Annotated in this window: 22 protein-coding genes and 1 tRNA gene; 13 read left to right on the forward strand and 10 right to left on the reverse strand. The window is 75.3% G+C overall.

Annotated features, from left to right (window positions below):
• Nucleotides 1-55: 55 nt before the first annotated feature.
• The 4 genes from K7862_RS16435 to K7862_RS16450 form a co-directional block, all read right to left on the reverse strand.
• Nucleotides 56-1,153 carry a methyltransferase gene (locus K7862_RS16435; RefSeq protein ID WP_222963352.1) on the reverse strand — a complete coding sequence of 366 codons (1,098 nt, stop codon included), beginning with the start codon at nt 1,151-1,153 and terminating at the stop codon, nt 56-58.
• A gap of 63 nt (nt 1,154-1,216) precedes the next feature.
• Nucleotides 1,217-2,329: a right-handed parallel beta-helix repeat-containing protein gene (locus K7862_RS16440; RefSeq protein WP_262413275.1), complete on the reverse strand. Its 1,113-nt coding sequence runs from the start codon at nt 2,327-2,329 to the stop codon at nt 1,217-1,219.
• Between the two features lie 216 nt (nt 2,330-2,545).
• On the reverse strand, nt 2,546-3,910 hold the full coding sequence (locus K7862_RS16445; RefSeq protein ID WP_222963446.1) for a sensor histidine kinase: 1,365 nt from the start codon (nt 3,908-3,910) through the stop codon (nt 2,546-2,548).
• A gap of 32 nt (nt 3,911-3,942) precedes the next feature.
• Nucleotides 3,943-4,632: a response regulator transcription factor gene (locus K7862_RS16450; RefSeq protein WP_222963353.1), complete on the reverse strand. Its 690-nt coding sequence runs from the start codon at nt 4,630-4,632 to the stop codon at nt 3,943-3,945.
• Between the two features lie 82 nt (nt 4,633-4,714).
• Between K7862_RS16450 and K7862_RS16455 the strand changes: the two genes are divergently transcribed.
• Nucleotides 4,715-5,227, forward strand: coding sequence for a hypothetical protein (locus K7862_RS16455; protein WP_222963354.1), 513 nt, complete (start codon nt 4,715-4,717; stop codon nt 5,225-5,227).
• A 346-nt stretch (nt 5,228-5,573) separates the two neighbouring features.
• Here the strand turns inward: K7862_RS16455 and K7862_RS16460 are convergent, their stop codons facing one another.
• Together K7862_RS16460 and K7862_RS16465 are read right to left on the reverse strand one after the other, a co-directional pair.
• Nucleotides 5,574-6,443 (reverse strand): spermidine synthase, encoded by an 870-nt coding sequence (locus K7862_RS16460; RefSeq protein WP_222963355.1) that lies wholly within the window; start codon nt 6,441-6,443, stop codon nt 5,574-5,576.
• 127 nt (nt 6,444-6,570) lie between these two features.
• Nucleotides 6,571-6,996, reverse strand: coding sequence for a hypothetical protein (locus K7862_RS16465; RefSeq protein WP_222963356.1), 426 nt, complete (start codon nt 6,994-6,996; stop codon nt 6,571-6,573).
• 401 nt (nt 6,997-7,397) lie between these two features.
• Here K7862_RS16465 and K7862_RS16470 point away from each other — a divergent pair, with 401 nt between their 5' ends.
• From K7862_RS16470 to K7862_RS16480, 3 genes are read left to right on the forward strand one after another with little or no spacing between them, the layout of a single operon-like run.
• Complete coding sequence (locus tag K7862_RS16470; protein WP_222963357.1) at nt 7,398-8,846, forward strand: tachylectin-related carbohydrate-binding protein; 1,449 nt, start codon at nt 7,398-7,400, stop codon at nt 8,844-8,846.
• Between the two features lie 26 nt (nt 8,847-8,872).
• Nucleotides 8,873-9,298, forward strand: a complete 426-nt coding sequence (locus K7862_RS16475; protein WP_222963358.1) for a hypothetical protein — start codon at nt 8,873-8,875, stop codon at nt 9,296-9,298.
• Nucleotides 9,279-10,298 (forward strand): hypothetical protein, encoded by a 1,020-nt coding sequence (locus K7862_RS16480; RefSeq protein ID WP_222963359.1) that lies wholly within the window; start codon nt 9,279-9,281, stop codon nt 10,296-10,298. The genes K7862_RS16475 and K7862_RS16480 overlap by 20 nt, the downstream gene beginning before the upstream one ends.
• A 95-nt stretch (nt 10,299-10,393) precedes the next feature.
• Here K7862_RS16480 and K7862_RS16485 read toward each other — a convergent pair whose 3' ends face one another.
• Together K7862_RS16485 and K7862_RS16490 are read right to left on the reverse strand one after the other, a co-directional pair.
• Nucleotides 10,394-10,987 (reverse strand): histidine phosphatase family protein, encoded by a 594-nt coding sequence (locus K7862_RS16485; RefSeq protein WP_222963360.1) that lies wholly within the window; start codon nt 10,985-10,987, stop codon nt 10,394-10,396.
• A 57-nt stretch (nt 10,988-11,044) separates the two neighbouring features.
• Nucleotides 11,045-11,725, reverse strand: coding sequence for a TetR/AcrR family transcriptional regulator (locus tag K7862_RS16490; protein ID WP_222963361.1), 681 nt, complete (start codon nt 11,723-11,725; stop codon nt 11,045-11,047).
• Nucleotides 11,726-12,021: 296 nt separating this feature from the next.
• Between K7862_RS16490 and K7862_RS16495 the strand changes: the two genes are divergently transcribed.
• The 7 genes from K7862_RS16495 (at nt 12,022) to K7862_RS16525 (ending at nt 18,632) form a co-directional block, all read left to right on the forward strand.
• A complete protein-coding gene (locus K7862_RS16495; protein ID WP_222963362.1) occupies nt 12,022-13,044 on the forward strand; it encodes a phosphatase PAP2 family protein in 1,023 nt (340 codons plus the stop codon).
• 21 nt (nt 13,045-13,065) lie between these two features.
• Nucleotides 13,066-14,181, forward strand: coding sequence for a hypothetical protein (locus K7862_RS16500; RefSeq protein ID WP_308012023.1), 1,116 nt, complete (start codon nt 13,066-13,068; stop codon nt 14,179-14,181).
• Nucleotides 14,178-15,758: an amino acid adenylation domain-containing protein gene (locus tag K7862_RS16505; RefSeq protein WP_222963363.1), complete on the forward strand. Its 1,581-nt coding sequence runs from the start codon at nt 14,178-14,180 to the stop codon at nt 15,756-15,758. The genes K7862_RS16500 and K7862_RS16505 overlap by 4 nt, the downstream gene beginning before the upstream one ends.
• Entirely contained in the window at nt 15,755-17,140 is a 1,386-nt protein-coding gene (locus tag K7862_RS16510) for an AAA family ATPase (RefSeq protein WP_308012024.1), read from the forward strand. The genes K7862_RS16505 and K7862_RS16510 overlap by 4 nt, the downstream gene beginning before the upstream one ends.
• Nucleotides 17,141-17,260: 120 nt before the next feature.
• A complete protein-coding gene (locus K7862_RS16515) occupies nt 17,261-17,638 on the forward strand; it encodes a DUF8844 domain-containing protein (protein ID WP_222963364.1) in 378 nt (125 codons plus the stop codon).
• A 183-nt stretch (nt 17,639-17,821) separates the two neighbouring features.
• Entirely contained in the window at nt 17,822-18,502 is a 681-nt protein-coding gene (locus tag K7862_RS16520; RefSeq protein WP_222963365.1) for a bifunctional DNA primase/polymerase, read from the forward strand.
• Between the two features lie 56 nt (nt 18,503-18,558).
• Nucleotides 18,559-18,632, forward strand: a tRNA-Lys gene (locus K7862_RS16525).
• A gap of 88 nt (nt 18,633-18,720) precedes the next feature.
• Here the strand turns inward: K7862_RS16525 and K7862_RS16530 are convergent.
• Nucleotides 18,721-19,113 carry a nuclear transport factor 2 family protein gene (locus tag K7862_RS16530; RefSeq protein WP_222963366.1) on the reverse strand — a complete coding sequence of 131 codons (393 nt, stop codon included), beginning with the start codon at nt 19,111-19,113 and terminating at the stop codon, nt 18,721-18,723.
• 196 nt (nt 19,114-19,309) lie between these two features.
• Between K7862_RS16530 and K7862_RS16535 the strand changes: the two genes are divergently transcribed.
• Both K7862_RS16535 and K7862_RS16540 read left to right on the forward strand, forming a co-directional pair.
• Nucleotides 19,310-21,715, forward strand: coding sequence for a phosphatidylglycerol lysyltransferase domain-containing protein (locus K7862_RS16535; RefSeq protein ID WP_222963367.1), 2,406 nt, complete (start codon nt 19,310-19,312; stop codon nt 21,713-21,715).
• A gap of 526 nt (nt 21,716-22,241) precedes the next feature.
• The gene (locus K7862_RS16540; RefSeq protein WP_222963368.1) at nt 22,242-22,670 is read left to right on the forward strand and encodes an OsmC family peroxiredoxin; all 429 of its coding nucleotides are present in this window, start codon (nt 22,242-22,244) and stop codon (nt 22,668-22,670) included.
• Between the two features lie 18 nt (nt 22,671-22,688).
• Here K7862_RS16540 and K7862_RS16545 read toward each other — a convergent pair whose 3' ends face one another.
• On the reverse strand, nt 22,689-23,933 hold the full coding sequence (locus K7862_RS16545; RefSeq protein ID WP_308012025.1) for a M6 family metalloprotease domain-containing protein: 1,245 nt from the start codon (nt 23,931-23,933) through the stop codon (nt 22,689-22,691).

Raw genomic sequence — 23,933 nt, forward strand, 5'->3', positions numbered from 1 at the left:
CACGCCAAGTCCGCCCGATCGGGGTACGGGCGGAGCGGCGTGTGCGGCCGGCGCGCTAGGCGGCGACGACCGACTCGAAGGCGTGCAGGTACGGGTTGACCGGGCGGATCTCGCCGACGGTCAGCCCGGCCTCGGTCATCAGCGTGCTCAGGCTCTGCTTGGTGTGCTTGGCGCCGCCCACGTTGAGCAGCAGCAGCAGGTCCATCGCGGTGGTGAACCGCATCGACGGGCTCTCGTCGACCAGGTTCTCGATGACCAGCACCCGGGCGCCGGGCTCGGCCGCGGCCACGACGTTCGCCAGCGTCGCGCGGGTGCTGGCGTCGTCCCATTCGAGGATGTTCTTGATGACGTAGAGGTCCGCGCGCACCGGGATGGCCTCCCGGCAGTCGCCCGGCACCAGGGTGACCCGGTCGGCGAGCGCGCCGCCGTCCCGCAGCCGCGGGTCGGCGCCGGCGACGACCGCCGGCAGGTCGAGCAGGGTGCCGGTCAGGCCGGGGGTCTTCTCCAGCAGCCCGGCCAGCACCAGGCCCTGGCCGCCGCCGATGTCGGCGACGCTGCGGATCCCGGTCAGGTCGACGTACTCGGCCAGGTCGCGGGCCGCCTGCCGGCTGGAGGCGGTCATGGCCCGGTCGAAGACCCGGGCGGACTCGCCGCCCTCGCTGTGCAGGTACTCGAAGAAGCTCTTCCCGAACAGCTCGGGGAAGACGCCCTCGCCGGTGCGGACGGCGTCCGCCAGGCGCGGCCACGCCTGCCAGGTCCACGGCTCGGTGCACCACAGCGCGATGTGGCGCAGGCTGCCGGGGGTGTCGTCGCGCAGCAGGCGGGACATGTCGGTGTGGACGAACGTGCCGCTCTCGGTCTCGGCGAACACGCCGTGGCTGGCCAGGGCACGCAGCAGCCGGCGCAGCGCCTTCGGCTGGGTGCCGGTCGCGCGCGCGAGCTCCTCGGCGGTAGCCGGGGACTCGCCGAGGGCGTCGGCCAGTTGCAGGCCGGCCGCGGTGCGGACGGACGCCGCCGGCGCGGCGCCGAAGACGATCTCGCGCAGCCGCATCGAGGCGTTCGGGTCGGTGCCCGCGGCCTCCGGGCGGGCCGCCTGGGCGGCGGCACCGCCGGTGGTCCGGGTGGCGTTCGGGTTGGGTGGCGCGGTGGTCATGGGCGCCGCCTTTCTCCTGGGAAACGGGGGGACACCGGAGGGACTCCGGTTCGTGGTGACGGGTCAGCAGCGACCGGCGGGCAGCGAGACGCTGCACGAGTTGCCGGTGAAGGTGTTGCCGGTGGCGGTGGTGTCGCCGTCGGCCAGGTCGGCCGGGGCGTTGCCGGACAGGACGTTGTCGCGGATGGTGTTGCCGGTGTTCGGAACGCCGACGAAGCTCTTGAAGAGCACCACGCCGCCGGACATCACCGAGGTGCCGGAGTTGCCGGTGACGATGTTCCGCTCCACCACGGTGTTCTCCACGCCGGTCAGCACGATGCCCGCGCCCTGCACGAACGGCAGGCGGGTGTTGGCGGCGCAGTACTTGGTGTTGTCGGTGACGACGTTGCCGCGCACCGTCAGGTCGCCGCCGCGCGGGGTGTTCTCGTCGCCGATGACGAACATGCCGGCGCAGTTCCCGCTCACCGAGTTGCCCTGCACGGACATGTCGCGCACCCGGCGCAGCACGACACCCATCTTGTTGCCGGTCAGCACGTTGCCGGACACCCGGGCGCCGTCCAGGTCGAGGGCGCCGCCCTCCTCGGAGGTGGTGTTCGCCAGGAAGATGCCGCCCTCGCCGTTGTTCGCGGCGCGGTTGCGGGTGAAGGTGGCGCGCACGGACTTCTGCTCGCCGATGCCGTACATCCCGTTGTCGGAGGCGTCCACCCTGGTGACGGTCAGCCGGTCGGTGCCGGACGCGGCGATGCCGTACTTCGCGAAGCCGGTGACGGTCAGGCCCTGCACGCGGACGTTCCGCACCGGGTGGTCGTCGGTGCCGGCCACGCAGATCCCGGCGCCGGTGGTGAAACAGCTCGCCGCCGCCTTGGTGGTGGCGGTCGTGCTCGCGGGCTGCGCGGCGGGCCGCAGCGTCACCCGCTGGGCGCCGGCGCCGCGGATGGTCAGGCGCGGAACCGTGACCAGGACGCTCTCCCGGTACGTGCCCGGCATGATCTGGATGACGTCGCCCGGCCGGGCGGAGTCGACCGCCTGCTGGATCGACTGCCCGGGGGTGACGACGTGGACCGTCGCGGCGTCCGCGGACGGAGCCGCGACCAGTGCCGTGCCGGCGGCCGCGGCCGCGAGCACCCCCGCTGCCGCCAGGCGGCCAGGCCGCCGGGTCCCGTAACGCATGCTCATGTGCGCAACCCGCTTTCGAGGATGACCCCGTGACGCCACCTCGGGCCGGGGTCGGTGGATGTCAGAGGGCACGGCACGGGACCGCCGCGCCTGCCGCCTCGAAGCTATGAGTGATGGCTGGGGGCCGCCACAGATGAGCACCCGCCCGGGTGCAGGCTCACCCACCGGTGTGCGGACCGCCCTCCCCGGGCGCGGACCGGCGCGTCGCGGGCGAGGTCAGCGGGGCCGGGTCGAGGGGTGCGGGCGGCGGTGGCCGCGGGGGTGCGGGGTCACCTGCGGGGTGCGGGCCAGGTATACCCGTATCTCCGCGCCGCCCAGGACGCTGCGGCCGACCGCGACGTCCCCGCCGGTCGACTCCGCGACCCGCCGCACGATGTCCAGCCCGAGGCCCGTCGACCCCTGACCGCCGTCCCCGTGCCCGCGCCGCACCGCCGCCGCCGGGTCGGCGACCCCGGGTCCGGCGTCGGACACCAGCACGATCACCGCGTCGTCCGAGCTGTGCACGTCCACCGCGAACGCCGTGCCCTCCGGGGTGTGCCGGAAGACGTTGCCGAGCATCGCGTCCAGCGCGGCGGCCAGTTCGGCCCTGGCGACCGGCACCAGGGCCGGCCGGTCGGCGCCGGCGGTCCGCACCTCGCGCCCCTCGTCCTCCGCGAGCGCGGACCAGAACGCCATCCGCTCGCGGATCACCTCGGCGGCGTCGCAGCCGGTGGCGAGCGTGGCGGGGCTGCGGTGCTCGCGGGCGGTGCGGATGATCTGGTCGACCTCGCCCTCCAACTGGGCGACGGCCGCCCGGGTCTGGTCGGCGGCCGGGCCGTCGCCCAGCGAGGCGGTGTTGAGCCGCAGCACGGTCAGCGGGGTCCGCAGCCGGTGCGACAGGTCGGCGGCCAGTTCGCGCTCCGCGGCCAGGAGCTGCACCACCCGGTCGGCCATCGCGTTGAACGCCGACGCCGCGGACCGCAGTTCACCCGGGCCGTCCTCGGGCACACGGACGGCGAGGTCCCCTTCGCCGAGCCGGTGCGCGGCCCCGGCCAGCCGGACGGCGGGCCGGATCATGCGTGCGCCGAGCCGGTCCGCGATCGCCACCGACACCACGACCAGGGCGATGCCCACCCCGGCCAGCACCAGCCAGGCGCCGGTGACCCCGCGTGTGACGTCGCGCTGCGGCACGAACACCTCGACGACCGCGATGGTGCCGCTGCTGACCGCGGTGGGCCGGAGCAGCGCGTACCCGCCGGGCACCCGGACGGTGGCGGCCTCGCCGTGCGCCGAGGCCGCGTCCAGGTCGGCGCGCGGCGCCCGGTGCCGGCCGAGGTCGACGGCCGGGCTGCCGGTGGTGGCCGGGACGGTGACCGCGATCCGGTCCTCGGCGCCGGCCTGGGTGGTGGCCAGCGCTCGTTCGAGCTGGGCCCGGTCGGTGGTGATCGCCAGCGCGGGCGCGACGGCCGCGGCCTGGCGTTCGGCGTTGGTGAGCGCGCGGTCGCGGGCGAGCTCCTTCACCACCAGGCCGAGCGGCACGGCGAAGGCGATGACGACCATCGCGGTCACGGCCAGCGACACCCGGATCAGCGCCCAGCGCATGCCCGCCCGGTGCGGCCGTCCCGCCACCGCGCTCACGCCGGAGGCTCCAGTTTCACGCCCACCCCGCGCAGCGTGTGCAGATAGCGCGGGCGCGCCGCGGTCTCCCCGAGCTTGCGGCGCAGCCACGACAGATGGACGTCGATGGTCTGGTCGTCGCCGTAGGACTGCTGCCACACCTCCGCGAGCAGCTCGCGGCGGGCCACGACCACCCCGGGCCGCGAGGCGAGGAAGGTGAGCAGGTCGAACTCGCGCCGCGTCAGGTCCAGCAGGGCGCCGTCGAGCACGGCCTGACGGCGGCGCACGTCGATCTGCAGCCCGCCGACCTGGATCACGGAGTCGCCGGCCGGCGCCGAGGCCCGGCCGCGGGCGCGGCGCAGCACGGCGGTCAGCCGGGCCGACAGGTGCTCGGCGGAGAACGGTTTCACCAGGTAGTCGTCCGCGCCGGCGTTGAGCAGCCGGACCACCTCGGACTCGTCGTCGCGGGCGGTCGCCACGATCACCGGGACGTCGCTGAGGCCGCGCAGCATCTTCAGCGCCTCGGACCCGTCGAGGTCGGGCAGCCCCAGGTCCAGGATCACCACGTCGAAGCCGACCTGGGCGACCTCGCGCAGCGCCTCCAGCGCCGTGCCGACACTGCGCACGGTGTGCGCGGCGTCGGTGAGGTGCCGGATCAGCGCCGACCGTACGAACTGGTCGTCCTCGACGACGAGCACACTTGCCATGCGCGGCAACCTAGCGGGTCCGGCCGCGCCGCGGCACCGCCCCTGGGTGCGGGGGCGCGCGGGGGTGGTGCAGTATGGCGCGGTGCGCAGAGGGCTCCTCCACGTCGGCGCGTGGGCGCTGACCACCGCGGCGGCGGTGACGCTGTCGTGGTTCGGGGTGCGCTCGGTCCTGCACGGCACGGCGTACGACCCGCCGCGGGCGCTGCCGATCGCGGCGCCGGCGAGCAGCCCGCCGCAGATCTCCGCCACGCACCGGCCGCGGCCCACCACCGCCACCCCGCCTCCCGCCCGCCCGCCGGCCTCGGCGGTGCCGCCGCAACGGCCGCCGGGCACCCCGAAGTCCTCGGCGCCGGCCGGCGGGGGCAGCGGCGACGTCCACCCCTACGGGGTGCGGGGCGGCCGCGTGGTCCTGGACCTCCAGCCCGCCTCGGCCTCCCTGGTCTCGGCCACGCCCAACTCCGGCTGGCAGATGCAGGTGTGGACCCAGGACGGCTGGCTCCGCGTCACCTTCACCTCGTCCTCCGGCACCCAGGCCTCCTCCGTCTTCTGCACCTGGAACGGGCACGCCCCGTCGGTCCAGACATTCGAGGACTGACGCGCGAGCTCCCGGAGTGGATCGCCGACGGCACGTCCGCGCTTCGGGGGCAACGCAACGGCGGCGGTCCGCGAAGGGAGCGAGGAGGAAGACCGACCGAAAAAGGACCGGACCGACGCGCGAGCTCCCGGAGTGGATCGCCCACGGCACGTCCGCGCTTCGGGGGCAACGCAACGGCGGCATTCCGCGAAGGGAGCGAGGAGGAAGACCGACCGAAAAAGGACCGGACCGACGCGCGAGCTCCCGCAGTGGATCGCCGACGGCACGTCCGCACTCTCGGGGGCAACGCATCGGCGGCGGGCTCGCCCGCGGGCTCCCGCACTGCTCCGCCGGACGGCGCACCCCCTCAGTCGAAGGTGCTGGCCGGGGGTTCGGGGGACGGGGTGGCGGTCGCGTCGGTGACGGGTGTGGCGCCGGCGGCGAAGTCGGCGAGGGTGCGGCCGTGGTCGACGCGGCCGGGGTGCGGGTCGGTGGCGACCCGCCGGGTGAACTCGGCGACGGGCAGCGGGCCGTCCGCGGCGAGCAGGATCGCGTTCCCGAACCGGCGTCCCCGCAGCACCGCCGGGTCCGCGGCCAGCGCGGCCTCCGCGAACGCGCCCCGCACCGTGGCGATCTGACCGCGGAGGAAGGTCAGCGCGCCGCCGTCCGTGAGGTTCGCCGCGTACCAGCCGCCGGGCCTGAGCACCCGCCGCACCTCGGCCAGGAACTCCGTGGTCGTCAGGTGCGCGGGGGTGCGGGCGCCGGCGAAGACGTCGGCGATGACCAGGTCGGCCCAGCCCTCGGGGAATCGGGCCAGCCCGGCGCGGGCGTCGCCGCCGCGCACCTTGATCCGCCAGGTGCGATCCCACGGCAGGTGCGCCCGGACCAGTTCGGTCAGCGCGGTGTCCGCCTCGACCGCCTGCTGGGTGGAGCGGGGACGGGTGTGCGCGGTGTACCGCGCGAGGGTGAGGGCCCCGCCGCCGAGGTGGACCACGTGCACGGGCCGGCCCTCGGGCGCGAGGAGGTCGATGACGTGGCCGAGCCTGCGCTGGTACGGGAAGTCGAGGTGGCCGGGGTCGGCCAGGTCGACGTGCGACTGCGGTGCCCCGTCGAGGAGCAGCGTCCAGCCCTCGGGCCGCTCGCGGTCGGGCCGGAGTTCGGCCTGGCCGCCGTGCACGGCCGCGGAGACGGCCTCGCGGTCGCGTGCCCTGCCGCCGCCCTGCCTTCTGCCCGCCATACCCCGATCATCGCAGGTCGCACCGGGGGGCGTCCGGGCGGGCGGTAGCGCGGGGTGGGCGTCACCCGCGGACGTCCGGACGCGTCGGGGGTCCCGCCGGCGGCACGACGGCGCGGCGGAGCGTCCGTCAGGCCGGCTGCGGGTCCTCGGGCACGGCGGGGCACAGCCCGTCCGCGAGTTCGATGGTGCGGGCGGCCTCGCCGAGCGCCGCCCTGAGCACCACCGGGTCGGTGAGGGACGTCGCGGCGGGCGGCGGCACCAGCCAGCCCGTGTCCCGCACCGGCGGCGGGCCGTCGATGACGATCCCGCGGCCGTCGGTGCGGGTGCACGAACTGCCGGGCACGTCCCAGCAGTCGGCGGTACCCGGCGGCACCAGGAAGCCGAGGCTGGCGCCTGTGCTGTCGTGCAGGACCGGCCCGAGGCCGGTGCCCAGCCGGAGGATGTCGACGGCCTCCAGACCCTGCCGGGACGGCACGGTCACCAGGTCGCACGGCGGCGGAAGTTCACTGTTCGCGCTGGGACAGGGGCTCTGCGACCCACTGGTGTCCGACAAGGCAAACCCTCCTCGCGTGGGATTCGGCGCGGCGTGCGGTGCACGGTGTGCGGTGCGCCACACCACTACAACGCCGAACGGCGTCAACGGCTACGTCTCGCGCAGCCCTTCAGGGGTGGCGTTTCATGGCGTATTACGGATGCGCCATCCCGTTCGCATGCGCTTTCGACGTGTGCCGCACGGATATGCCGCGAGTGGGACCCGGCCGGATCCAGCGCGCGGGCCGTCCGGGTGACGCCCGGGTGACCGCCGGATGACACGGGAGAGTCCGCCGTGCAACCACCGGCCGCCCTCGCGTGTCTACTCAACACAGGCGGTCGGCAGGGCAGTTGCCCGGGCCACCGGCCGAGCATCGTCCGAGCCCGGGGGGGGCTTTCCTCATGACGCACCGTAGCTCACGCATGCCCACATCCAGATTGCTGGCGGTCTCCGCGGCCGCCGTGCTGATGCCGCTGGCCCTGGCGGCCCCCGCGCTCGCCGGGACTCCGGGCACGCCCGGAACCACGCCCGCGACCGCGGCCACGACCACAGCCACAGCCGCGCCTTCGACGACGACGGCGACCGCGCCCGCCGCACCCCAGGGCCCGAAGGCGACGGACGGCGGCCACGCGGCGCCGGACGCCCAGGCGCAGCCCGCCGTCCCGACCGGCGTCGTCACCCAGAGCCAGGTGCCGCAGGTGACCGCCGGCCAGCCGAACGGGGGGTTCACCCAGTTCACGGTGCGGCTGCCGGAGGGAACGACCGGCCCGCTGTCGGCGCTGCTCGCCTTCGAGCCCTACCAGTTGCCGCCCGCCGGCTACACCCCGTCCCGGGTCGCGGCGGCCCTCCACTCCTCGTGCTCGGTGAACGGCGGCCCGTACCGGGCGTGCGGCTGGCTCGGCGGGGTCGACGACGGCGACGACCCGCTGGCCGGATACGTGCGGCTGCCCATGCCCGCCGCCGACGCCGGCACCACCCTGACCTACCGGGTGCAGATCAGCGCGGACTACGGCACGCTGCCCGCCGACCAGTTGCTGCACGGCTGGCTGCGGGTCAGCGACGCCGACGGCAACGCGGTCGCGGTCGGCAGCGCGCAGGTCCAGTACCTCAAGGGCGAGGCGCCGGCCGGCCGCCGGGGCGTGCTCTACGCCCGGGACACCGCCGGCGTGCTGTGGCGGTACGAGGGCAACGACACCACGCAGTCCACCGAGCCGTTCAAGCCGCGGGCCAGGATCGGCGACGGCTGGAACGCGTACACCGCGATCGTGCCGCTGGGCGCGCAGTCCGCGGCCGCCACCGGCGACCTGCTGGCGCGCGACAAGGACGGGGTCCTCTGGTACTACGTGCACACCGGTGACCCGGCGCGGCCGTTCGCGCCGCGGGTGCGGGTGGGCGCCGGCTGGAACATCTACACCGCCCTGAGCGCCACCTCGGACAGCACCGGCCGGCACGCCGACCTGGTGGCCCGCGACCAGGACGGCAACCTGTGGCGCTACCGCGCGACCGGCAACACCGGCGCGCCGCTCACGGGACGCGTCCTGGTCGGCGCCGGCTGGAACGCCTACACCGCGATCACCCCGTACGGCGACGGCGTCGTGGCCCGGGACGCCTCGGGCGTGCTGTGGTCGTACGGCGCCCGCCTGACCGACAACGGCGACGACCCGTTCGAGCCGCGCGTCAAGGTGGGCGCGGGCTGGAACGTCTACACCGCGCTGAGCCGCAGCAACGTGGGGTACAACGCCGCCCCGGACTCGCTGATCGCGCGCGACGCGGCCGGCCGGCTCTGGTGGTACGGCCAGAAGTCGGCGCACATCCCGGGCGGCCGCACCTACGTCGGCGCCGGCTGGAACATCTACTCGGTGATCTTCTGATGCGTGACTCCCAGGGGGGACCTTCCATGACTCGACGCAACGCCCGCACCTCCCGGCGCAGGATGGCCGCGGTGGCCGCGGCCGCCGTGCTGATACCGCTGGCCGCCGCCTCGCCGGCGCTGGCCGGCGCGCCGGTCCGGCCCGGAACCGCCGCCTCCGCGACGGCCGTCCCGACGTCCGGCGCCCGGCCGCCCGCCGCTCTCGGCGGCGCCACCGCGGCGAGCGACCCGGCCGAGGCGCCGGGCCGGGTGGACCAGATCACCGGGGTGCCGGTGGTGACCGGCGGCGCCGACGCGGTGACCACCACGTTCCGGGCCACCCTGCCGGACGGCGTGCAGGGACCGGTGTCGGCCCAACTGGCCTTCTCTCCGGATCAGTTGCCGCGGCTACACCTCGGACCGTGTCGCGGCCCACCTGCACGCCAGCTGCTCGGTGAACGGCGGGGCCTATGAGCCGTGCTCGTGGGCCGGTGGCGTCGGCGAGGAGGACCCGGTCCTCGACTACCTGCGGCTGCAACTCCCGCAGGCGCCCGCGGCCACGCAGATCACCTACTCCGTGCGGATCTCGGCGGACGCCGGCACGATGCCCGCCGACCTGCTCCTGTCCGGCTGGATCGAGCTCACCGACGGCACCGGCGCGGTGCTCGCCGACGGCGTCGCGCAGATCCAGTACTCGGCGGGGACGATCGCCCCCGCCGAGCGCGCCCAGTTCTACGTGGTGGACCGGGGCGGCGTGCTGTGGCGGTACGAGGGCACCGGGCACCCGGACATCCCGTACCTGCCGCGCCAGCGGGTCGGCGGCGGCTGGGACGTCTACACCTCCGTCACCCCGCTGGGCGGCACCGACGCGGCGGGCGAGGGCGACCTCGTGGCCCGCGACGCCCAGGGGGTGCTCTGGTACTACCGGCACAGCGGCAACACGGCGCAGCCGTTCGAGCCGCGCGTGCGGGTCGGCTCCGGCTGGAACGTCTACACCCTGCTCAGCGGCACCGGACAGCACACCGTGGAGCTCCACTCCGGGCTGGCGGGCGACCTGGTGGCCCGCGACGCCGACGGCGTGCTCTGGTACTACCAGTGGACCGGGGACATGAAGCGGCCGTTCGCGCCGCGCACCCGGGTCGGCGCGGGCTGGAACGCCTACACCGCGCTGTCGGTCTACGGCAACGGCATCGTCGCCAGGGACGCCCACGGCGTGCTGTGGTCCTACTCCCACGGCATCCTGTCGGGCCCGGGCACCGACCCGTTCCTCCCACCGGTGAAGGTGGGCGCGGGCTGGAACCAGTTCACCGCGCTGACCGGCGTGCAGGTCGGGGACGAGCTCGTCAACGGGCTGCTGGCCCGCAGCAGCAGCGGCGGTCTGTGGCTCTACGGCGCGAAGCCCGGTTCACCGCAGATCCCGGGCAAGGGCACGTACGTGAGCGCGGGGTGGAACATCTACACCGTGCTGTTCTGACCCGTCCCGTCCCCGTCCGCGCGCCGCTCCGGCCCGCGCGGGCTCCCGGGCCGCCGGCCCGGCCCTTCCCCGGGCCGGACGGCGGCCCGGTCGCCTCAGCCCAGGTGGCCGGTGTCGTTCCAGCGCTCGATGGCGGGGGCGCCGTAGGCCCAGCCGAGGACGGAGAGCGACGCCGGGTCCAGCCGCAGGGACGCGGCGAACGCCGGGTCCTGCCCGAGCCAGCGCGCGCCGAGGGTGCGCAGCACATGCCCGTGGGCGAACACCAGCACGTCGCGGTCGGCCGAGCGGGCCCAGTCCACGACCTCGTCGGTCCGCGCGGCCAGGCCGGCCAGCGGCTCACCGCCCGGCACCCCGTCCCGCCAGATGTGGAACCCCGGCTGCCGTTCCTGCAGCTGCGCGGGCGTCAGGCCCTCGTAGTCGCCGTAGTCCCACTCCAGCAGCGCGTCCCACTCCTTGGCGCGGGCGCCGAACCCGGCGAGCGCCGCGGTCTCCGAGGCCCGCCGCAGCGGGCTGGTGCGCACCTCGGCGTCCGGCAGTCCCTGCCAGGGCCCGCCGGCCAGCCGCTCCCCCAGCAGCAGCGCGGTGCGCCGGCCCTCCTCGGTCAGCGGGATGTCGGTGCGGCCGGTGTGCCGGCCGGACCGCGACCACTCCGTCTGCCCGTGCCGGACCAGGAGGATGCGCGCAGGCATGCGGGGCCTTTCGTGAGGAACGTGCGGAAGCGGGCCCACCATCATGACCCACCCCGGTCAGCAGCCGCCCAGCAGCCCCTCGATCAGGGCATCCAGGCCCCGCTCGTACTGGGCCATGCCGTTGTCCTGCACGCAGAGCAGCTCGGGCGCCAGCGAGACCAGCGCCGGGTACCGGTCGCGGGGCAGGGCGTCGAGCTTCGCCCGGACCCGCTCGCGGGCGCCCTCCTCGCACAGCGCCCGGGCCCGCCGGGTGTTCCACAGCGCCGACCCGACGGTGTACTGCATCAGCGCCACATGGGCGCGGGCGGCCTCGGTGCCCGGCAGCCCGGCGGCGCGCAGCAGGCCGAGCATCCGGTCGATGACGGTGATCGCGTCGTCGCCGCGGACCGGCCGCAGGGTCAGCAGCTGCAGTGCGGAGGGGTGCTCGGTGAACAGCCGGTAGACCCCGCGGCACACCTCGCGCAGTTCCGCCCGCGGCTCGGCGCAGCCGGCGGGCGGCAGCTCTATGGTGTCGAGCAGGCGCTGGGCGACCGCGTCGCTGATCTCGTCCTTGCCGCGGAAGTGCGAGTAGACGGCCATCGTGCCGACGCCGAGCTGCTGGGCCAGCGCGCGCATGGTGAAGGCCTCGGTGCCGGACCGGTCGAGCAGGCTGATGGCGGCGTCGAGGATACGATCCGGGTTGAGCGAATTGCGGGGTGCACGGCGCCGTGGGGAGCGCACCGGCTGGGTGACGGACATCGGATTCTCTTGTTCTCGTCCTGCGGTTCTCGTCCTGCGGATCTCCGGGTCTCGCGGAACTCCGTCGTACCTCTGCCTCGCGTCGGGCAACCCCGGGGAATCACCCGGGCGTCCTTCCGCGTGCATACCCTCCCATGGGACGTTGAACACCGAACCAACCAGGTGTTCGTCGGCCGGGCACGGGGTGGTGTGCGGCTGGCTTAACGTACGTCGTACGGTAGAGCCTACGCCACGAGCACGACGACCACCGCTGACCAGCCCGCTGCGGCCTTCGGAGAACCTGGAGAGACCTCCGCATGACGATCACCGCCACCGCGCCGCGCGCCGCTGCCTACCGCGGCAGGCTCCGCTGGTGGACCGAACTGCCGCTCATCGCCGTCGTCTACGCGCTGTACTCCGGCGCCCGGCTGCTGGTGCGCGGTGACGTGGACGACGCGGTGGGGCACGGCGCGGACATCCTCCACCTCGAGCAGTTCATGCACCTGGACCCGGAGCGCTTCTTCAACCGGCTCTTCACCCACCACGCCTTCCTCGGGGTGCCGGCGGACTTCGCCTACGCCTCGCTGCACTACGTGGTGACCCCGGGCGTCCTGATCTGGCTGTGGCACCGCCGGCCCACCCACTACCGGACCGCGCGGGCCTGGCTGATGATCTCCACCCTGATCGGCCTGGTCGGCTTCACGGCGATGCCCACCGCCCCGCCGCGGCTGATCGGCGGCGGCCACGGCTTCATGGACACCATGGCGCAGTACGGCTCCTACGGCTGGTGGGGCACCGACGCGAGCGCGCCGCGCGGTATGGGCCACCTCACCAACCAGTACGCGGCGATGCCCAGCCTGCACTTCGGCTGGTCGCTGTGGTGCGGGATCATGCTGTTCCGCTACGGGCGGCACCGCATCGTGCGGGTGCTCGGCGTGGTGTACCCGCTGGCCACCGCGCTGGTAGTGATGGGCACCGCCAACCACTACCTGCTGGACGTGCTGGCCGGCGGGGCCGTGATGGGCATCGGCTTCCTGCTGGCCCGTCCGGGGCTGCGGCTCAGCGACCGCCTCCAGGACCGCGCCCGCGCGGCCCTGGGCCGGGCGCCGCGCGGGGCCGTGGGCCGGCCGGCCGAGCCGGGCGTGCAGCCCGCGGCCAGGACCGCGGCGCAGACCGCCGCCCAGCCGGGCCCGGTGGCCGCGGACAGCTCCGGCGGCGCCACCCGCGTCGTGCCCGCCCCCCGGCGGGGCGATGCCGACCGCGCGGCGGAGAGCGGCGGACCGGCCGGCGAACCGGCCGCGCGCGGCGGTGAACACGCCGGACACGGCCGGATGTCGTGACCGGGTGACACACTCTCCCGGGTGAGTACTTCGCACTCCCTGCGGGAGCGGCTGGCCGCGCTGCGCGGCCCGGCCACCGCCCCCCGCCCGCTCGACGCGCGGGCCCTGGCCGCCCTGGCCGCCAACCCCGGGTGCCGCCGCCGTGCCCTGCTGGACGCCGCGGGCGTCGACAAGGGCGCGGTCGCCGGCGTCCTGGGCGCCCCCGCCCCCTTCGGCCAGTCCCGGTTCGCCTTCTCCCGCGGCCACGCCTTCGAGGCCCGCGTGAAGGCCGACGGCTGCACCGAACTGCTGCGCCTGCTGGGCGCCGAGGGCCGCGCGCACGTCCCCGACCTGGCCGCGGCGGGCCCCGAGGGCCGGGCCGCCCGCACCCGGCTCGCGCTGGCCGAGGCGCCGGCCGGCTCCTGGACGCTGCTCGACCACCCGCTGCTCGCCCTCGAGGTCGCCGGCTCGACGGCGTACCTCGAACCGGACGCGGTGGCCGTGGCGCCCGACGGGTCCTGGACGGTGGTGGAGATCAAGTCGTTCCCGATCCTGGACGGCGGCGCGGACCCGCAGAAGGTCGGCGCGGCCGCCCGGCAGTCGGCCGTGTACGTCCTCGCGCTGGACGCCGTCACGCCCGGCCGGACGCGGTCCGCCGCGCTGCTGGTGTGCCCGAGGAACTTCTCCAACCAGCCCACCGCCGAGTGGGTCGACGTGCGCAGGCAACTCGCGGTCACCCGGCGCCAGCTGGCCCGGCTCACCCGGATCGAGGAGATCGCCGACGCGCTGCCGGAGGGCACCACCTTCGACCTGGCCCGCGACGCCGACGGCTCGGCGACCCGGCCCTCCGGCGACCTGGCGGAAGCCGTCGACTCCGTCCCCGCGGCCTACTCCCCCGAGTGCCTGTCCACCTGCGAACTGGCCTTCCACTGCCGGTCCCGGGCCAGGACGTGCGGCGACGTGGCCGCCCTCGGCCGGTCGCTGCGCGGCGAACTCGGCGAGCTGACCAGCGTGGAGGCGGTGCTGGCCGCCGCCGGCGGCGCCGCGGGCGACCCGGCCGACCCCGCGGTCGCGGCACTGCGCCGGGCGGCGGCGCTGCGGGCCGAGGCCCTGGAGCGGGCCGCCGAGCACGGCGCGGACGGCGGTGCCGCCCGGTGAGCGTGCTGCACACCCTGGCCAGGGCCGAGGCGGTCGCCGCGGGCCGGGCCGTCCCCGCCGCGACCGTGCTGCACCGCCGGCTGTCCGCGCGGCCGCTCGTCCTGGTGCTGCTGACCACCGCCGGCGAGGCCGGTGCGCCGCTGGGCGCGCTGGCCGGCACCGACCGGGACGCGCCCGAACTCCTCGTGGTGCCCCAGCCCCTCGACCGCGACCTGCGGTTCGGCTTCTTCGCCGGGCTCGCCGGGATCGTGCTGCCGCTGCTGGACGCGTGCGCCGAGCGCACGGAGACCGAGCCGGCCACCCGCAACCGCGAGGAGACGGAACTGTGCGCCGACGCGCTGCAGATCGTCGTCCCCAACGCGGCGACGGTGGACTACCTGCGGCTGGTCGGCCGGTCCACCCGCTTCCTGCGCACCGCGGAGGACCCGGACGCGCCCTACCCGGTCCCGGCGCCGCTGCCGCTGCTGGGCCGCTGGCTCACGCACTACGCCGAACGGGCGCGCACGCCCGGCAGTTCGCTGCTGGTGGCGATGACCGACCTGCTGTCCCGGCACTGGACGACCGGGCAGAGCGCGCTGGAGGACCAGCACCTGGGGTCGCTGCTCGGCTGGATCGATCCGCCGCCCGGCCTGGACGGCGCCGCGGCCGCGGCGCGGGCGGAGACCGGCCGCACCCCCGACGGCCTGCTGGTCAGTCCGCCGGCCGGCCCGGCGACCGACCCCCGCTTCGACAACCGGGTGCTCGCCCCGGCGCTGACCCGCTACGACGCGGCCCGCGCGGCCGGGTCGGGGGTCGCCGCCGCCGAGGCCGCGGTGCGCCGCCTGGTCGCGTCGCAGCTGCGGCCGGTGTGGGACGACGTGTGGCACGGTCTCGACCTGCTGCGCGCCCTGCCGGAGGGCGCGCATGTCGAGGAGCGCTGGAAGCGGGACCGCTGGTCGTTCACCGGGCACCGCGACCGGGTGGTGGCCGGTGAGCCGCCGCAGCCCCGGCGGGACGACGCGATCGCCGCGGCCCAGAAGCTCGCCGGCCGCGAGACCGCGCAGGCGCGGCTGGCCGCCCAGGAGGCGCTGGACGACCCGCTCGCGCTGGCCGCGCGCCGCCTGGCGGGCGAGGCGTTCACCGGCGTGGTCCGCGACGTCGAGATGGCGTTCTCCGACGGCCGCCGGCCCATGCCCCGCCCGCTGGTGACCCTGGACACCGGCGACCTGCCGCAGGCCGAGCCGGGCGCCCGGGTGTACCGGGCGGTGCCGGAGGCGCGGTCGGCCCAGCCGGCCGACCTGGTGTCCGTGGAGGCGGCACCCGGCGCTCCGGGCGTTCCGGACGCGGCGGACGCCGCGGTGAACGGCTGCCGGATCACCGTCCGGCTGACCGGCGGCATGGGCAACGGCAAGGCGCCCAGGGAGGGTTCGGTGCCGGCGCCGGGCGACAGGGTGACGTTCACCCTCTTCGAGCACGACCCGCGCGGCGGCCCCGCCCTGCCCGACCAGGAGGCGACGCCGTGGACCCACGGCGGGCCGCCGGGCGCCCTCGCCGTGCCGGACGCCCCCGACCCCGTCACCGCGGAGGACCACCTGTGACGTCCCGGACCACACCGGTCGGCCCCCCGCCCGCCGGCGCCGCCGTGTTCGACCCGGCGGCCGAGGCGGCCCGGGCCACCGCGGCGATCCTCGACAGCACCCTGCACGGCACGGCCCGCGGGGTCGTCGTCGACTCGCCGCCCGGCGCGGGCAAGTCGACGCTGGTGGTGCGCGCGGCCCGTGAACTGGCCGCGGCCGGCGAGTCGCTGATGATCGTGGCGCAGACCAACGCCCAGGTCGACGACCTCGCCGACCGGCTGGCCACCGCGGACCCGGAGCTGCCGATCGGCCGCCTGCACGGCACGGACTCACCGCCCGACCCGGTGCTCGACCGGCACCCGGCCCTCGCCAAGTCCTCCGCGGTCGCCGACCTGCGGGACCGCGCGGTGGTGCTGGCGACCGCGGCCAAGTGGGCGTACGTCAAGGACACCGAGCCGTGGCGGCACGCGATCGTCGACGAGGCGTACCAGATGCGCTCCGACGCGCTGCTGCAGGTGGCCGGGCTGTTCGAGCGGGCGCTGTTCGTGGGCGACCCCGGGCAGCTCGACCCGTTCAGCATCGTGGGCGCCGAGCAGTGGGCGGGGCTCGCTTACGACCCGTCGGCGAGCGCTGTGGTCACGCTGCTCGCGCACAACCCGGGCCTGCCGCAGCACCGGCTGCCGGTGTCCTGGCGGCTGCCGGCGTCCGCGGCGCCTCTGGTGTCGCGGGCGTTCTACCCGTACACGCCGTTCCGCAGCGGCACCGCCCCGGGCGAGCGGCGGCTGTCCTTCGGGGTGGCGGGCGACGGTGCCGGTCCCGACCGGGTGCTGGACGAGGCCGCGGAGAGCGGCTGGGGGCTGCTGGAGCTGCCGGCCCGGCACACCCCGCGCACCGACCCCGAGGCGGTGCGCGCGGTGGCCCAGGTCGTACGGCGCCTGCTGGACCGCGGCGGGGTGACGTACTCCGGGACGGACGCGGGCCCCGTCCCGCTCACCGCGGACCGGATCGCGGTCGGCACCGCGCACCGCGACCAGGCGGCGGCGGTCCGCGGCGCGCTCGCCGCGCTGGGGGTTCCCACGGGGGCCGCGGGCGGGGTCGCGGTGGACACCGCGAACCGGCTGCAGGGGCGGGAGTTCGACGTGACCGTGGTGCTCCACCCGCTCTCCGGCCGGCCCGACGCCACCGCCTTCCACCTGGAGACCGGCCGGCTGTGCGTGCTGGCGTCCCGCCACCGGCACGCCTGCATCGTGGTGTGCCGGGCGGGCGTTGCGGAGCTGCTGGACGAGCATCCGTCGTCGGAGCCGGTGCAGCTCGGCGTCACGGTGAAGTTCCCCGACGGCTGGGAGGCCAATCACGCGGTGCTGGCGCATCTGGCCGAGCACCGGGTCGCCTGGCGGCCCTGACGCACCCCCGCTGCCCGCGCGCGGGCGGTCGGGTGTCGCCGCCGCGGCGGACGGGCCGCGGGGGGACTTGCGGGGCGCGGGAGAATGGGAGACGTCGACGAACTCCGGGAGGTACACGGTATGTCCGAGCCGCAGCCCGCGGACCGGCCGCGCGGGGAGCAGACCCCACGGCCCAAGCGGCCTGCCCCGCTGCTGTTCGAGCCGGGAGCGCCCGACGACGGCGACCGCGACCGCTTCTTCGACCTGGAGTCGATGGACGACCCGCTGCAGCTGCTGGACCGGGCGACCGAGCTGGCGCTGGCCTTCCGGTCCGCGGCCGACCGGGCGACCGCCTTCCAGGCGATGGCGGCGGCCCAGCTCGCCGACCCCCGCCGCTTCGACCGGCTGGGTCCGGACGCGATCGCCGAGCGGGCCGGGTGGACCGAGGACTACGCGAAGAAGATGGTCGAGTACGGCCAGGACCTGATCAGGAACGGCGGCGTCACGCCCGAGGCCTGAGGCCCGAGCACTGAGCCCGAACGGCAGCCGGAGACCGGCGGCCGCGGGCTGAGCGGCCTTCCGCGACCCCGGATCGTCACCGTCCGGTCACCCTGCGGCAAGATACCCCTTTCAGGGGCCCGGCGTGGGATGTTCGGGGGATGTCGCCGGAACGGCCGCGGCAGCCCCGTACATGTAGACGCCATGGATGAATGGCACGCCCTGGACGTCGTCAGTGAGGCACTCCGACGGCAGCACACCGCGTACGTCACCCCGGAAGGCGCCGCCTGGCTCGCGTCGGCCAGCGCGTTCCCCCGCAGCGTCGAGGCCCTGTGGTCGGCCCGGCCCACCGCGCCGAGCGTGCTGCCGTGCGGCACCGCGTTCGACGTGGTGAACGCGCCCGCGCTGTTCGGTCGCCGGCTGCTGGAGCAGTTGTGGGGCTCCGGTCCGGGCAGCGGCCCGGCCGCGCTGCACCGCGGCCGGGTGCTGCTGCTGGTGGCCCCCGGCACGGCCCAGCGGCTGCCGTCGCTGCTGGGCTGGGAGGAGTGGGCGGACCGCATCCCGCCCCTGCTGTGCCACGGGGCGGGCGAGGCCGTCACCGTGCCGCCGCTGTACGGGCCGCCGGGTGGTGCGCAGGGCCGATGCTCCGGGTACGACCGGCACTCCGAAGACCGCGGCTCCCCAGACGGCGGCTCCGGGGACAGCGGGGACGCCGCGGATGCTCTGGGCACGGCGTCGCGCTGGGTGGTGGCGCCGGACACCCGTTCGCCCTGGCTCCCCGGCCCCGACGTCCTGCTGTGGGCGTGCGTCAGGGCCGCGCGCGGCGGCGCGCCGGGCCCGGGCCGGGTCGCTCCGTCCCTGGTCAGCACCCCTGAGCCGGTCTGAGAACTATCGATTTTCCACACGCTGCGACCGGGTGCTAAGGTCTACGACGTCAGCAGGCGCCGCTAGCTCAGTTGGTTAGAGCAGCTGACTCTTAATCAGCGGGTCCGGGGTTCGAGTCCCTGGCGGCGCACCTGAACCGAAGGCCCTCCGCAGTCGCGGAGGGCCTTCGTGGTGTGCCCGCCCGGGACCGTGCCCGGACCGCCGCGCCCCTCCCTGATCTAGGACCAGAAGGCGTCCACGACGTCCAGGTCTTCGACGCACTCGTCGATGTCCGTCACCTTCTCCCCGATGATCCGGAAGACGATGCCCTCCATCGCGTCCAGCGTCCTCCCGTCCCGCTCGGCGGAGGCCCGGTGGAAGGCCATCACGTGCCCCCGCCCGTCGGTCAGGACGTTCTGCAGCTCGACCTTGAAGGTTCCTCCGGTCTGCTCCGCGAGCTTCCCGTAGTAGCCCAGGACCGCCTCGATCCCCTTGAAGTCCCCGGACATCGGGCTGCTGCCGGGAACGTGGTGGGTGCAGTCGGACGTGAGCAGCGTCCTGAGGGTGTCCATGTCACCTCGGGAGAAGGCGTCGTACCCCTTGCGGATCAGTGTGATGTGCGGGTGTTCCATGCCGATCACCACCTGGAACCGGCACCGGCCCGGCGCTGTGCATCGATGCCGCACCGATGCCACGTTCATGCCGTTGGTCTGTTCTGGATGATTTTCCGGCTGTTCGCCGCCGGTTTCCGCCCCTTTCCATCCTCCCACTCCCCCGGGTGCCGCAACAGAACGAGGTGCCGGCCGGCTCTGCCGGGACGCTTGATCCATGGGGCACTGGCCGGCGTACGTGGACCAGGTACAGGTGCGGATCCAGGCGTCCACCGGCCGCCGTCAGCTCCTCCTGCTGCTCCTCGGACTCCTCGCGTCGTTCCTGTTCATCCGGTTCAGCACGCGGATGATCCGGCGCGGGGTGTCCTGGTGGCCGGGCAACGTCGAGCCCGGCGGACTCCACATCCACCACGTGGTCTTCGGCCAGGTGATGATGTTCATCGGCGGGATCGGCGCGTTCGCGGTGCGCGGCGGGCCGCTGGTGCACGATCTGCTCGCGGTGCTCTTCGGTGTCGGCTGCGGGCTGGTGCTCGACGAGTTCGCACTGGTGCTGCACCTGGAGGACGTCTACTGGCGCGAGGAGGGCCGCAAGTCGGTCGACGCGGTGATCCTGGCCGTGGCGATCATCGGCCTGGTGCTGTTCGGCGCCGCGCCGCTGGGCGGCGGGGTCGGCGGCACATCCTGGGTCACCTGGGTGGTGGCCGCGCTGCTGGCCGGGTTCGTGGTGCTGTGCCTGCTCAAGGGCAAGGTGTGGACGGGCCTGCTCGGCGTGATGGTGCCGCTGCTCGCGCTGGTGGGCGCGCTGCGGCTGGCCCGCCCCGGCAGCCCGTGGGCGCGCTGGCGGTACACCTCCCGGCCGCGGCGGATGGCCCGCGCCGAGCGCCGCGAGCAGCGCTTCCACCAGAGGTTCGCGCAGATGAAGACCCGGTTCATGGACGCGGTGGCCGGCGCGCCCAACCCGGTGTCGCTGACCAAGAAGCCGCCGCGCCGCGAACCCACCGTGGTGGAGGTGCCGCCGTCCCGGCTGGAGCTGCGGCTGGCACAGGTGCTGGGACCGCTGCGCGATCCGGGCGCGGCGGCCGCCGTCTGGTACCTGCGGGCGGCCGCCGCGGTCAACCTCGTCACCGCGCTCATCGCGCCCTTCCGCGAGCGGGTGCGGGCCGCGACCGACGGCGAGTACGTGACGTCCTTCCTGGTCAGCCCCGGCTTCACCGGAGCGGCGCTGGCCTTCGTGCTGTCGGTGAGCCTGCGGCGGCGCAAGCGGGCCGCGTGGATCCTCACGGTGGTGCTGACCGCCTGCTACCTGGTGATCATCCTTACGTCCGTCGCCGCGGTGCCCCGGGCCCACCGGCACCCCTTCAACTGGGTGTCGCTGACCCTCACCGCCCTGCTGCTGGGCGCGCTGCTGGTGTCCCGCACCCGGTTCAACGTCCGCGGGGCGCACGGCAACGTCGCGCTCGCCCTGGTCACCCTGGTGGCCGGCGCCGCGGTCGCGGTCGGCCTGGGCACCCTGCTGGTGTACGGCACGGACCGGGCGGCGCCCAGCACGTGGGGCGCGAGCGCCCGGTACGCGGCGGTGCGGGTGCTGACCGTCTCCAGCCTCTTCGAACTCCCGGGCGTGGACGTGCCCGGCTGGACCGACCTGGCCATCAACCTGCTGAGCGCCGCCCTGATGCTGGTGGTGCTGTTCGCCTTCTTCCGCTCGCCGCCGGGGCGCTCCCGCCTGGCCCCGGCGGACGAGCGGCGGCTGCGGGCCCTGGTGCGCGCGTACGGCACCGCGGACTCCTTCGGCTACTTCGCGCTGCGCCGCGACCTGTCGGTGTGCTGGAGCCGGGACCGGGCCGCCGCCGTGGTCTACCGGGTGGTCAACGGCGTCGCCCTGGCCTGGGGCGATCCGCTCGGCCCCGCGGACGCCCGGCGGGAGGCGGTGGCGGGCTGGCTGGACACGGCCCGCCGGCACGCGTGGGCGCCGGCCGCGGCGTACGCGGGCGAGGAGGGCACGGCGGCCTACCGGGCGGCCGGGCTGCACGCGGTGGCCTCCGACGAGGAAGGGCTGCTGGACGCGGCCGCGGTGCCGCCGGAACTCGCCCGGCTGCGCAAGGTGATGGCCGAGGCCGGGTACGAGGCGGTGCTGCGCCGGCAGCGGGAGGTCGACCCGCAGGAGTGGCCGCACCTGGCCCAACTCGCCGACGCGTGGCGGCAGCACGGCGGGCGCCTGCGGGCGCTGCGCGGGCGGCGGCGGACGGCGCCCGGGATCGGGCGGCTCGGCGACGCGGCTGACGGCGACTGCCTCCTGGCGGAGTGCCGGGACCGCCACGGGCGGGTGTGCGCGCTGCTGGTGCTGGTGCCGTGGGGGGCGGACGGGCTGACGCTCGATCTGCTGCGGTGGGACCGGGAGTCGGGGCGGGACGCGGCGGACTTCCTCCTGGCGGAGGTCCTGGAGCGGGCCGCCGCCGGGCTCGACCCGGTGCGCGGGGTCGCCCGGATCTCCCTGGCCCTGTCCGTCCTGCCCGGCGTCCCCGCGGTACGCCGCCCCCGCCGGCTCCTGTGCCAGCGCCCCACCGAACTCCCCCGCGTGATGGCTGCCGCCACCCTCACCACCCCCCGCCCCCACTTCCACTGATCTCCCCGGCCCTCTCCAGAAGTGGGTCACGCCTTCCCCGGGCGAAGGGTTCCACCTGCCCGGGCAGCGGCACGCCCGGTGCGGACGGAGGGTTCGCCCTGCCCAGGCGGAGGATTAGCCGTGTTCGGGCGAAGGGCAACCATCAGGGGCGCGGGGTCCCCCAGGCTTCGCCCGGGAGGTGAGTCCAGCGCGAGCAACCGGCCACCGGCCGGTGGTCCGGAGCGGACCGAACAGCCCCTTCGGGGCGGTGGCGGAGTGCGGCACGCGTCGTGGCTGGTCGCGCAGTTCCCCGCGTCCCTGTCGGGGCGCAACGCACTCCAAAGCAGCCGAGGCGGGCGCAGCCCCAACAGGGCGCGGGCGCAGCGGGAGGGGGTGGAGGCGTCCACGGCAGCGGTTTCCGGGCGGAGGCCGGACAGGGGCGCGGGCTCGCCGCGGGGGGGGATGAGGGGCCGGCCGCAGGCCGGGATGTAGCGTCAGGGTGACGGCGCGAGCCGTCGGCCCTGTTCGTACCTTTGGGAGGCTTCTCATGGCAACCACCCGCACCGCGACGACTCAGTGGAAGGGCCCGCTGATCGGCGGCGCCGGTACCGTCTCGCTGGACACCTCCGGCGTCGGCCAGTACGAGGTGTCGTGGCCCTCGCGCGCCGAGGCCGCGAACGGCAAGACCTCCCCCGAGGAGCTGATCGCCGCGGCCCACTCCTCCTGCTACTCGATGGCCCTCTCGCACGGCCTGGCCGGCGCGGGCACCCCGCCGGAGACCGTTCAGACGCAGGCGAACGTCACCTTCCAGCCCGGCGAGGGCATCACCGGCATCACCCTGTCCGTCAAGGCGCGGGTGCCCGGCCTGACCGACGAGGCGTTCCAGGCCGCGGCGCAGGACGCCAAGGCCAACTGCCCGGTGAGCAAGGCCCTGGCCGGGGTGAACATCACGCTCGAGGCCGAGCTCCTCGCCTGAGCCGAGGCCCCCGCGGGATCAGCGGCGGGTGACGCGCACCGTGTACGTCCCCGCCGCTGTGCGCGACAGGACCTGGAAGGTCACCCCCGACGGGTGGTCGGTGTAGCTCTCGCCGACCGTGAAGGGCGCGTCGTTCAGCGAGTTGAAGGCCCCGCTGCTGAAGTCGCAGGCGCTGGTGAGCGGATGGGCGTCGGTGACCGTCACCGGCCCCTGCCCGGAGTCGATGTCGGTGCGCACGCGGTAGGCGAGCAGGCCGGTCCGGCAGGCGTCGCGGTCGTCCCCCTTCTTCTGCCGCACCTCCAGCACGTAGGCCCTGGTGGGTCCGTACGGCACGATGACGGCCTTGCGCCCGCCGGGCTCCTCGACCGGCGTCAGCTCGTACGTGGCGGTGCCGCGCCGGGTGACGCAGTCGATCTGCCGGTCGGTGATCCAGCCCAGCCGCCACTTGTGCCACGCGAACAGGTCGCCCTGCAGGCCCCAGTCCAGGGACATTGTGTCCCACTGGCCGGCCAGGCTGTCGGTGCGCTGGAAGTCGTCGGCGTCGTAGAGGTCGGGCAGGCCCAGGGCGTGCCCGTTCTCGTGGCTGAGCACCCGTGAACCCGACTGGTCGTGGCCGTATATCAGGGACACCTTGTTGAGCTGGGCGCCGTCGTCGGTGGTGGCGGCGGACGCGCCGGTCCAGGTGACCGAGAGCACCGCCTCGTCGGCGGGCGGGCCCGCGTTGGGTGTGACGAGGATGTTGACCAGGTCGTAGCCGCGGAAGTCGATGCCGCGGTCGGCGACCTTGAGCAGGTCCCGCATCATCGCCGTGTGCGCGTCCCAGCCGTAGCCGCGGCCGATCCCGTAGGCGGAGAACGGCTGCGGCATCCGTATCCAGCGCAGGACGGGCGTCGACTCGTAGTCGAGCCGGCCGTAGGACGCCGCGGCGTACCACTGCTTGACCGCCGGGAAGAACTCGCCGTACCGCTGCTTGGCGCTGTAGGGCGCGGGCGCGTCGGGGAAGTCGATGAAGAGCGTGAGGGCGTGCAGCGTGCCGGTGGACGGGGCGAACTCGGCGTCCGGGCCGGTGCTCTGGGACCGGTCGGGGAACCCCTCGGACATCGCCACGCCCGGGGTGGCCCGCAGGGCGCACGGCCGGGCGGCGGGCGGGGGTGGGGCGTTGAACGCGAAGTGCGGGTCGGAGGCGGCCGTCGAGGCGACGGCCAGCAGGCATATCGCCCCCAGCGCGAGAATTCTCAGTCCGTACCTGCCCGGCGCGGCCAC

Origin of the sequence: Actinacidiphila acidipaludis (genome assembly GCF_019890725.1) — a bacterium.
GTDB classification, from domain to species: Bacteria; Actinomycetota; Actinomycetes; order Streptomycetales; family Streptomycetaceae; genus Actinacidiphila; species Actinacidiphila acidipaludis.

Excerpts from the sequence above, each read along its gene's own strand:
- K7862_RS16435 (WP_222963352.1), bottom strand. The coding sequence starts at position 1,153 with ATGACCACCGCGCCACCCAACCCGAACGCCACCCGGACCACCGGCGGT.
- K7862_RS16440 (WP_262413275.1), bottom strand. The coding sequence starts at position 2,329 with ATGAGCATGCGTTACGGGACCCGGCGGCCTGGCCGCCTGGCGGCAGCG.
- K7862_RS16445 (WP_222963446.1), bottom strand. The coding sequence starts at position 3,910 with ATGCGCTGGGCGCTGATCCGGGTGTCGCTGGCCGTGACCGCGATGGTC.
- K7862_RS16450 (WP_222963353.1), bottom strand. The coding sequence starts at position 4,632 with ATGGCAAGTGTGCTCGTCGTCGAGGACGACCAGTTCGTACGGTCGGCG.
- K7862_RS16460 (WP_222963355.1), bottom strand. The coding sequence starts at position 6,443 with ATGGCGGGCAGAAGGCAGGGCGGCGGCAGGGCACGCGACCGCGAGGCC.
- K7862_RS16470 (WP_222963357.1), top strand. The coding sequence starts at position 7,398 with ATGCCCACATCCAGATTGCTGGCGGTCTCCGCGGCCGCCGTGCTGATG.
- K7862_RS16475 (WP_222963358.1), top strand. The coding sequence starts at position 8,873 with ATGACTCGACGCAACGCCCGCACCTCCCGGCGCAGGATGGCCGCGGTG.
- K7862_RS16485 (WP_222963360.1), bottom strand. The coding sequence starts at position 10,987 with ATGCCTGCGCGCATCCTCCTGGTCCGGCACGGGCAGACGGAGTGGTCG.
- K7862_RS16490 (WP_222963361.1), bottom strand. The coding sequence starts at position 11,725 with ATGTCCGTCACCCAGCCGGTGCGCTCCCCACGGCGCCGTGCACCCCGC.
- K7862_RS16495 (WP_222963362.1), top strand. The coding sequence starts at position 12,022 with ATGACGATCACCGCCACCGCGCCGCGCGCCGCTGCCTACCGCGGCAGG.
- K7862_RS16515 (WP_222963364.1), top strand. The coding sequence starts at position 17,261 with ATGTCCGAGCCGCAGCCCGCGGACCGGCCGCGCGGGGAGCAGACCCCA.
- K7862_RS16520 (WP_222963365.1), top strand. The coding sequence starts at position 17,822 with ATGGATGAATGGCACGCCCTGGACGTCGTCAGTGAGGCACTCCGACGG.
- K7862_RS16530 (WP_222963366.1), bottom strand. The coding sequence starts at position 19,113 with ATGGAACACCCGCACATCACACTGATCCGCAAGGGGTACGACGCCTTC.
- K7862_RS16535 (WP_222963367.1), top strand. The coding sequence starts at position 19,310 with ATGGGGCACTGGCCGGCGTACGTGGACCAGGTACAGGTGCGGATCCAG.
- K7862_RS16540 (WP_222963368.1), top strand. The coding sequence starts at position 22,242 with ATGGCAACCACCCGCACCGCGACGACTCAGTGGAAGGGCCCGCTGATC.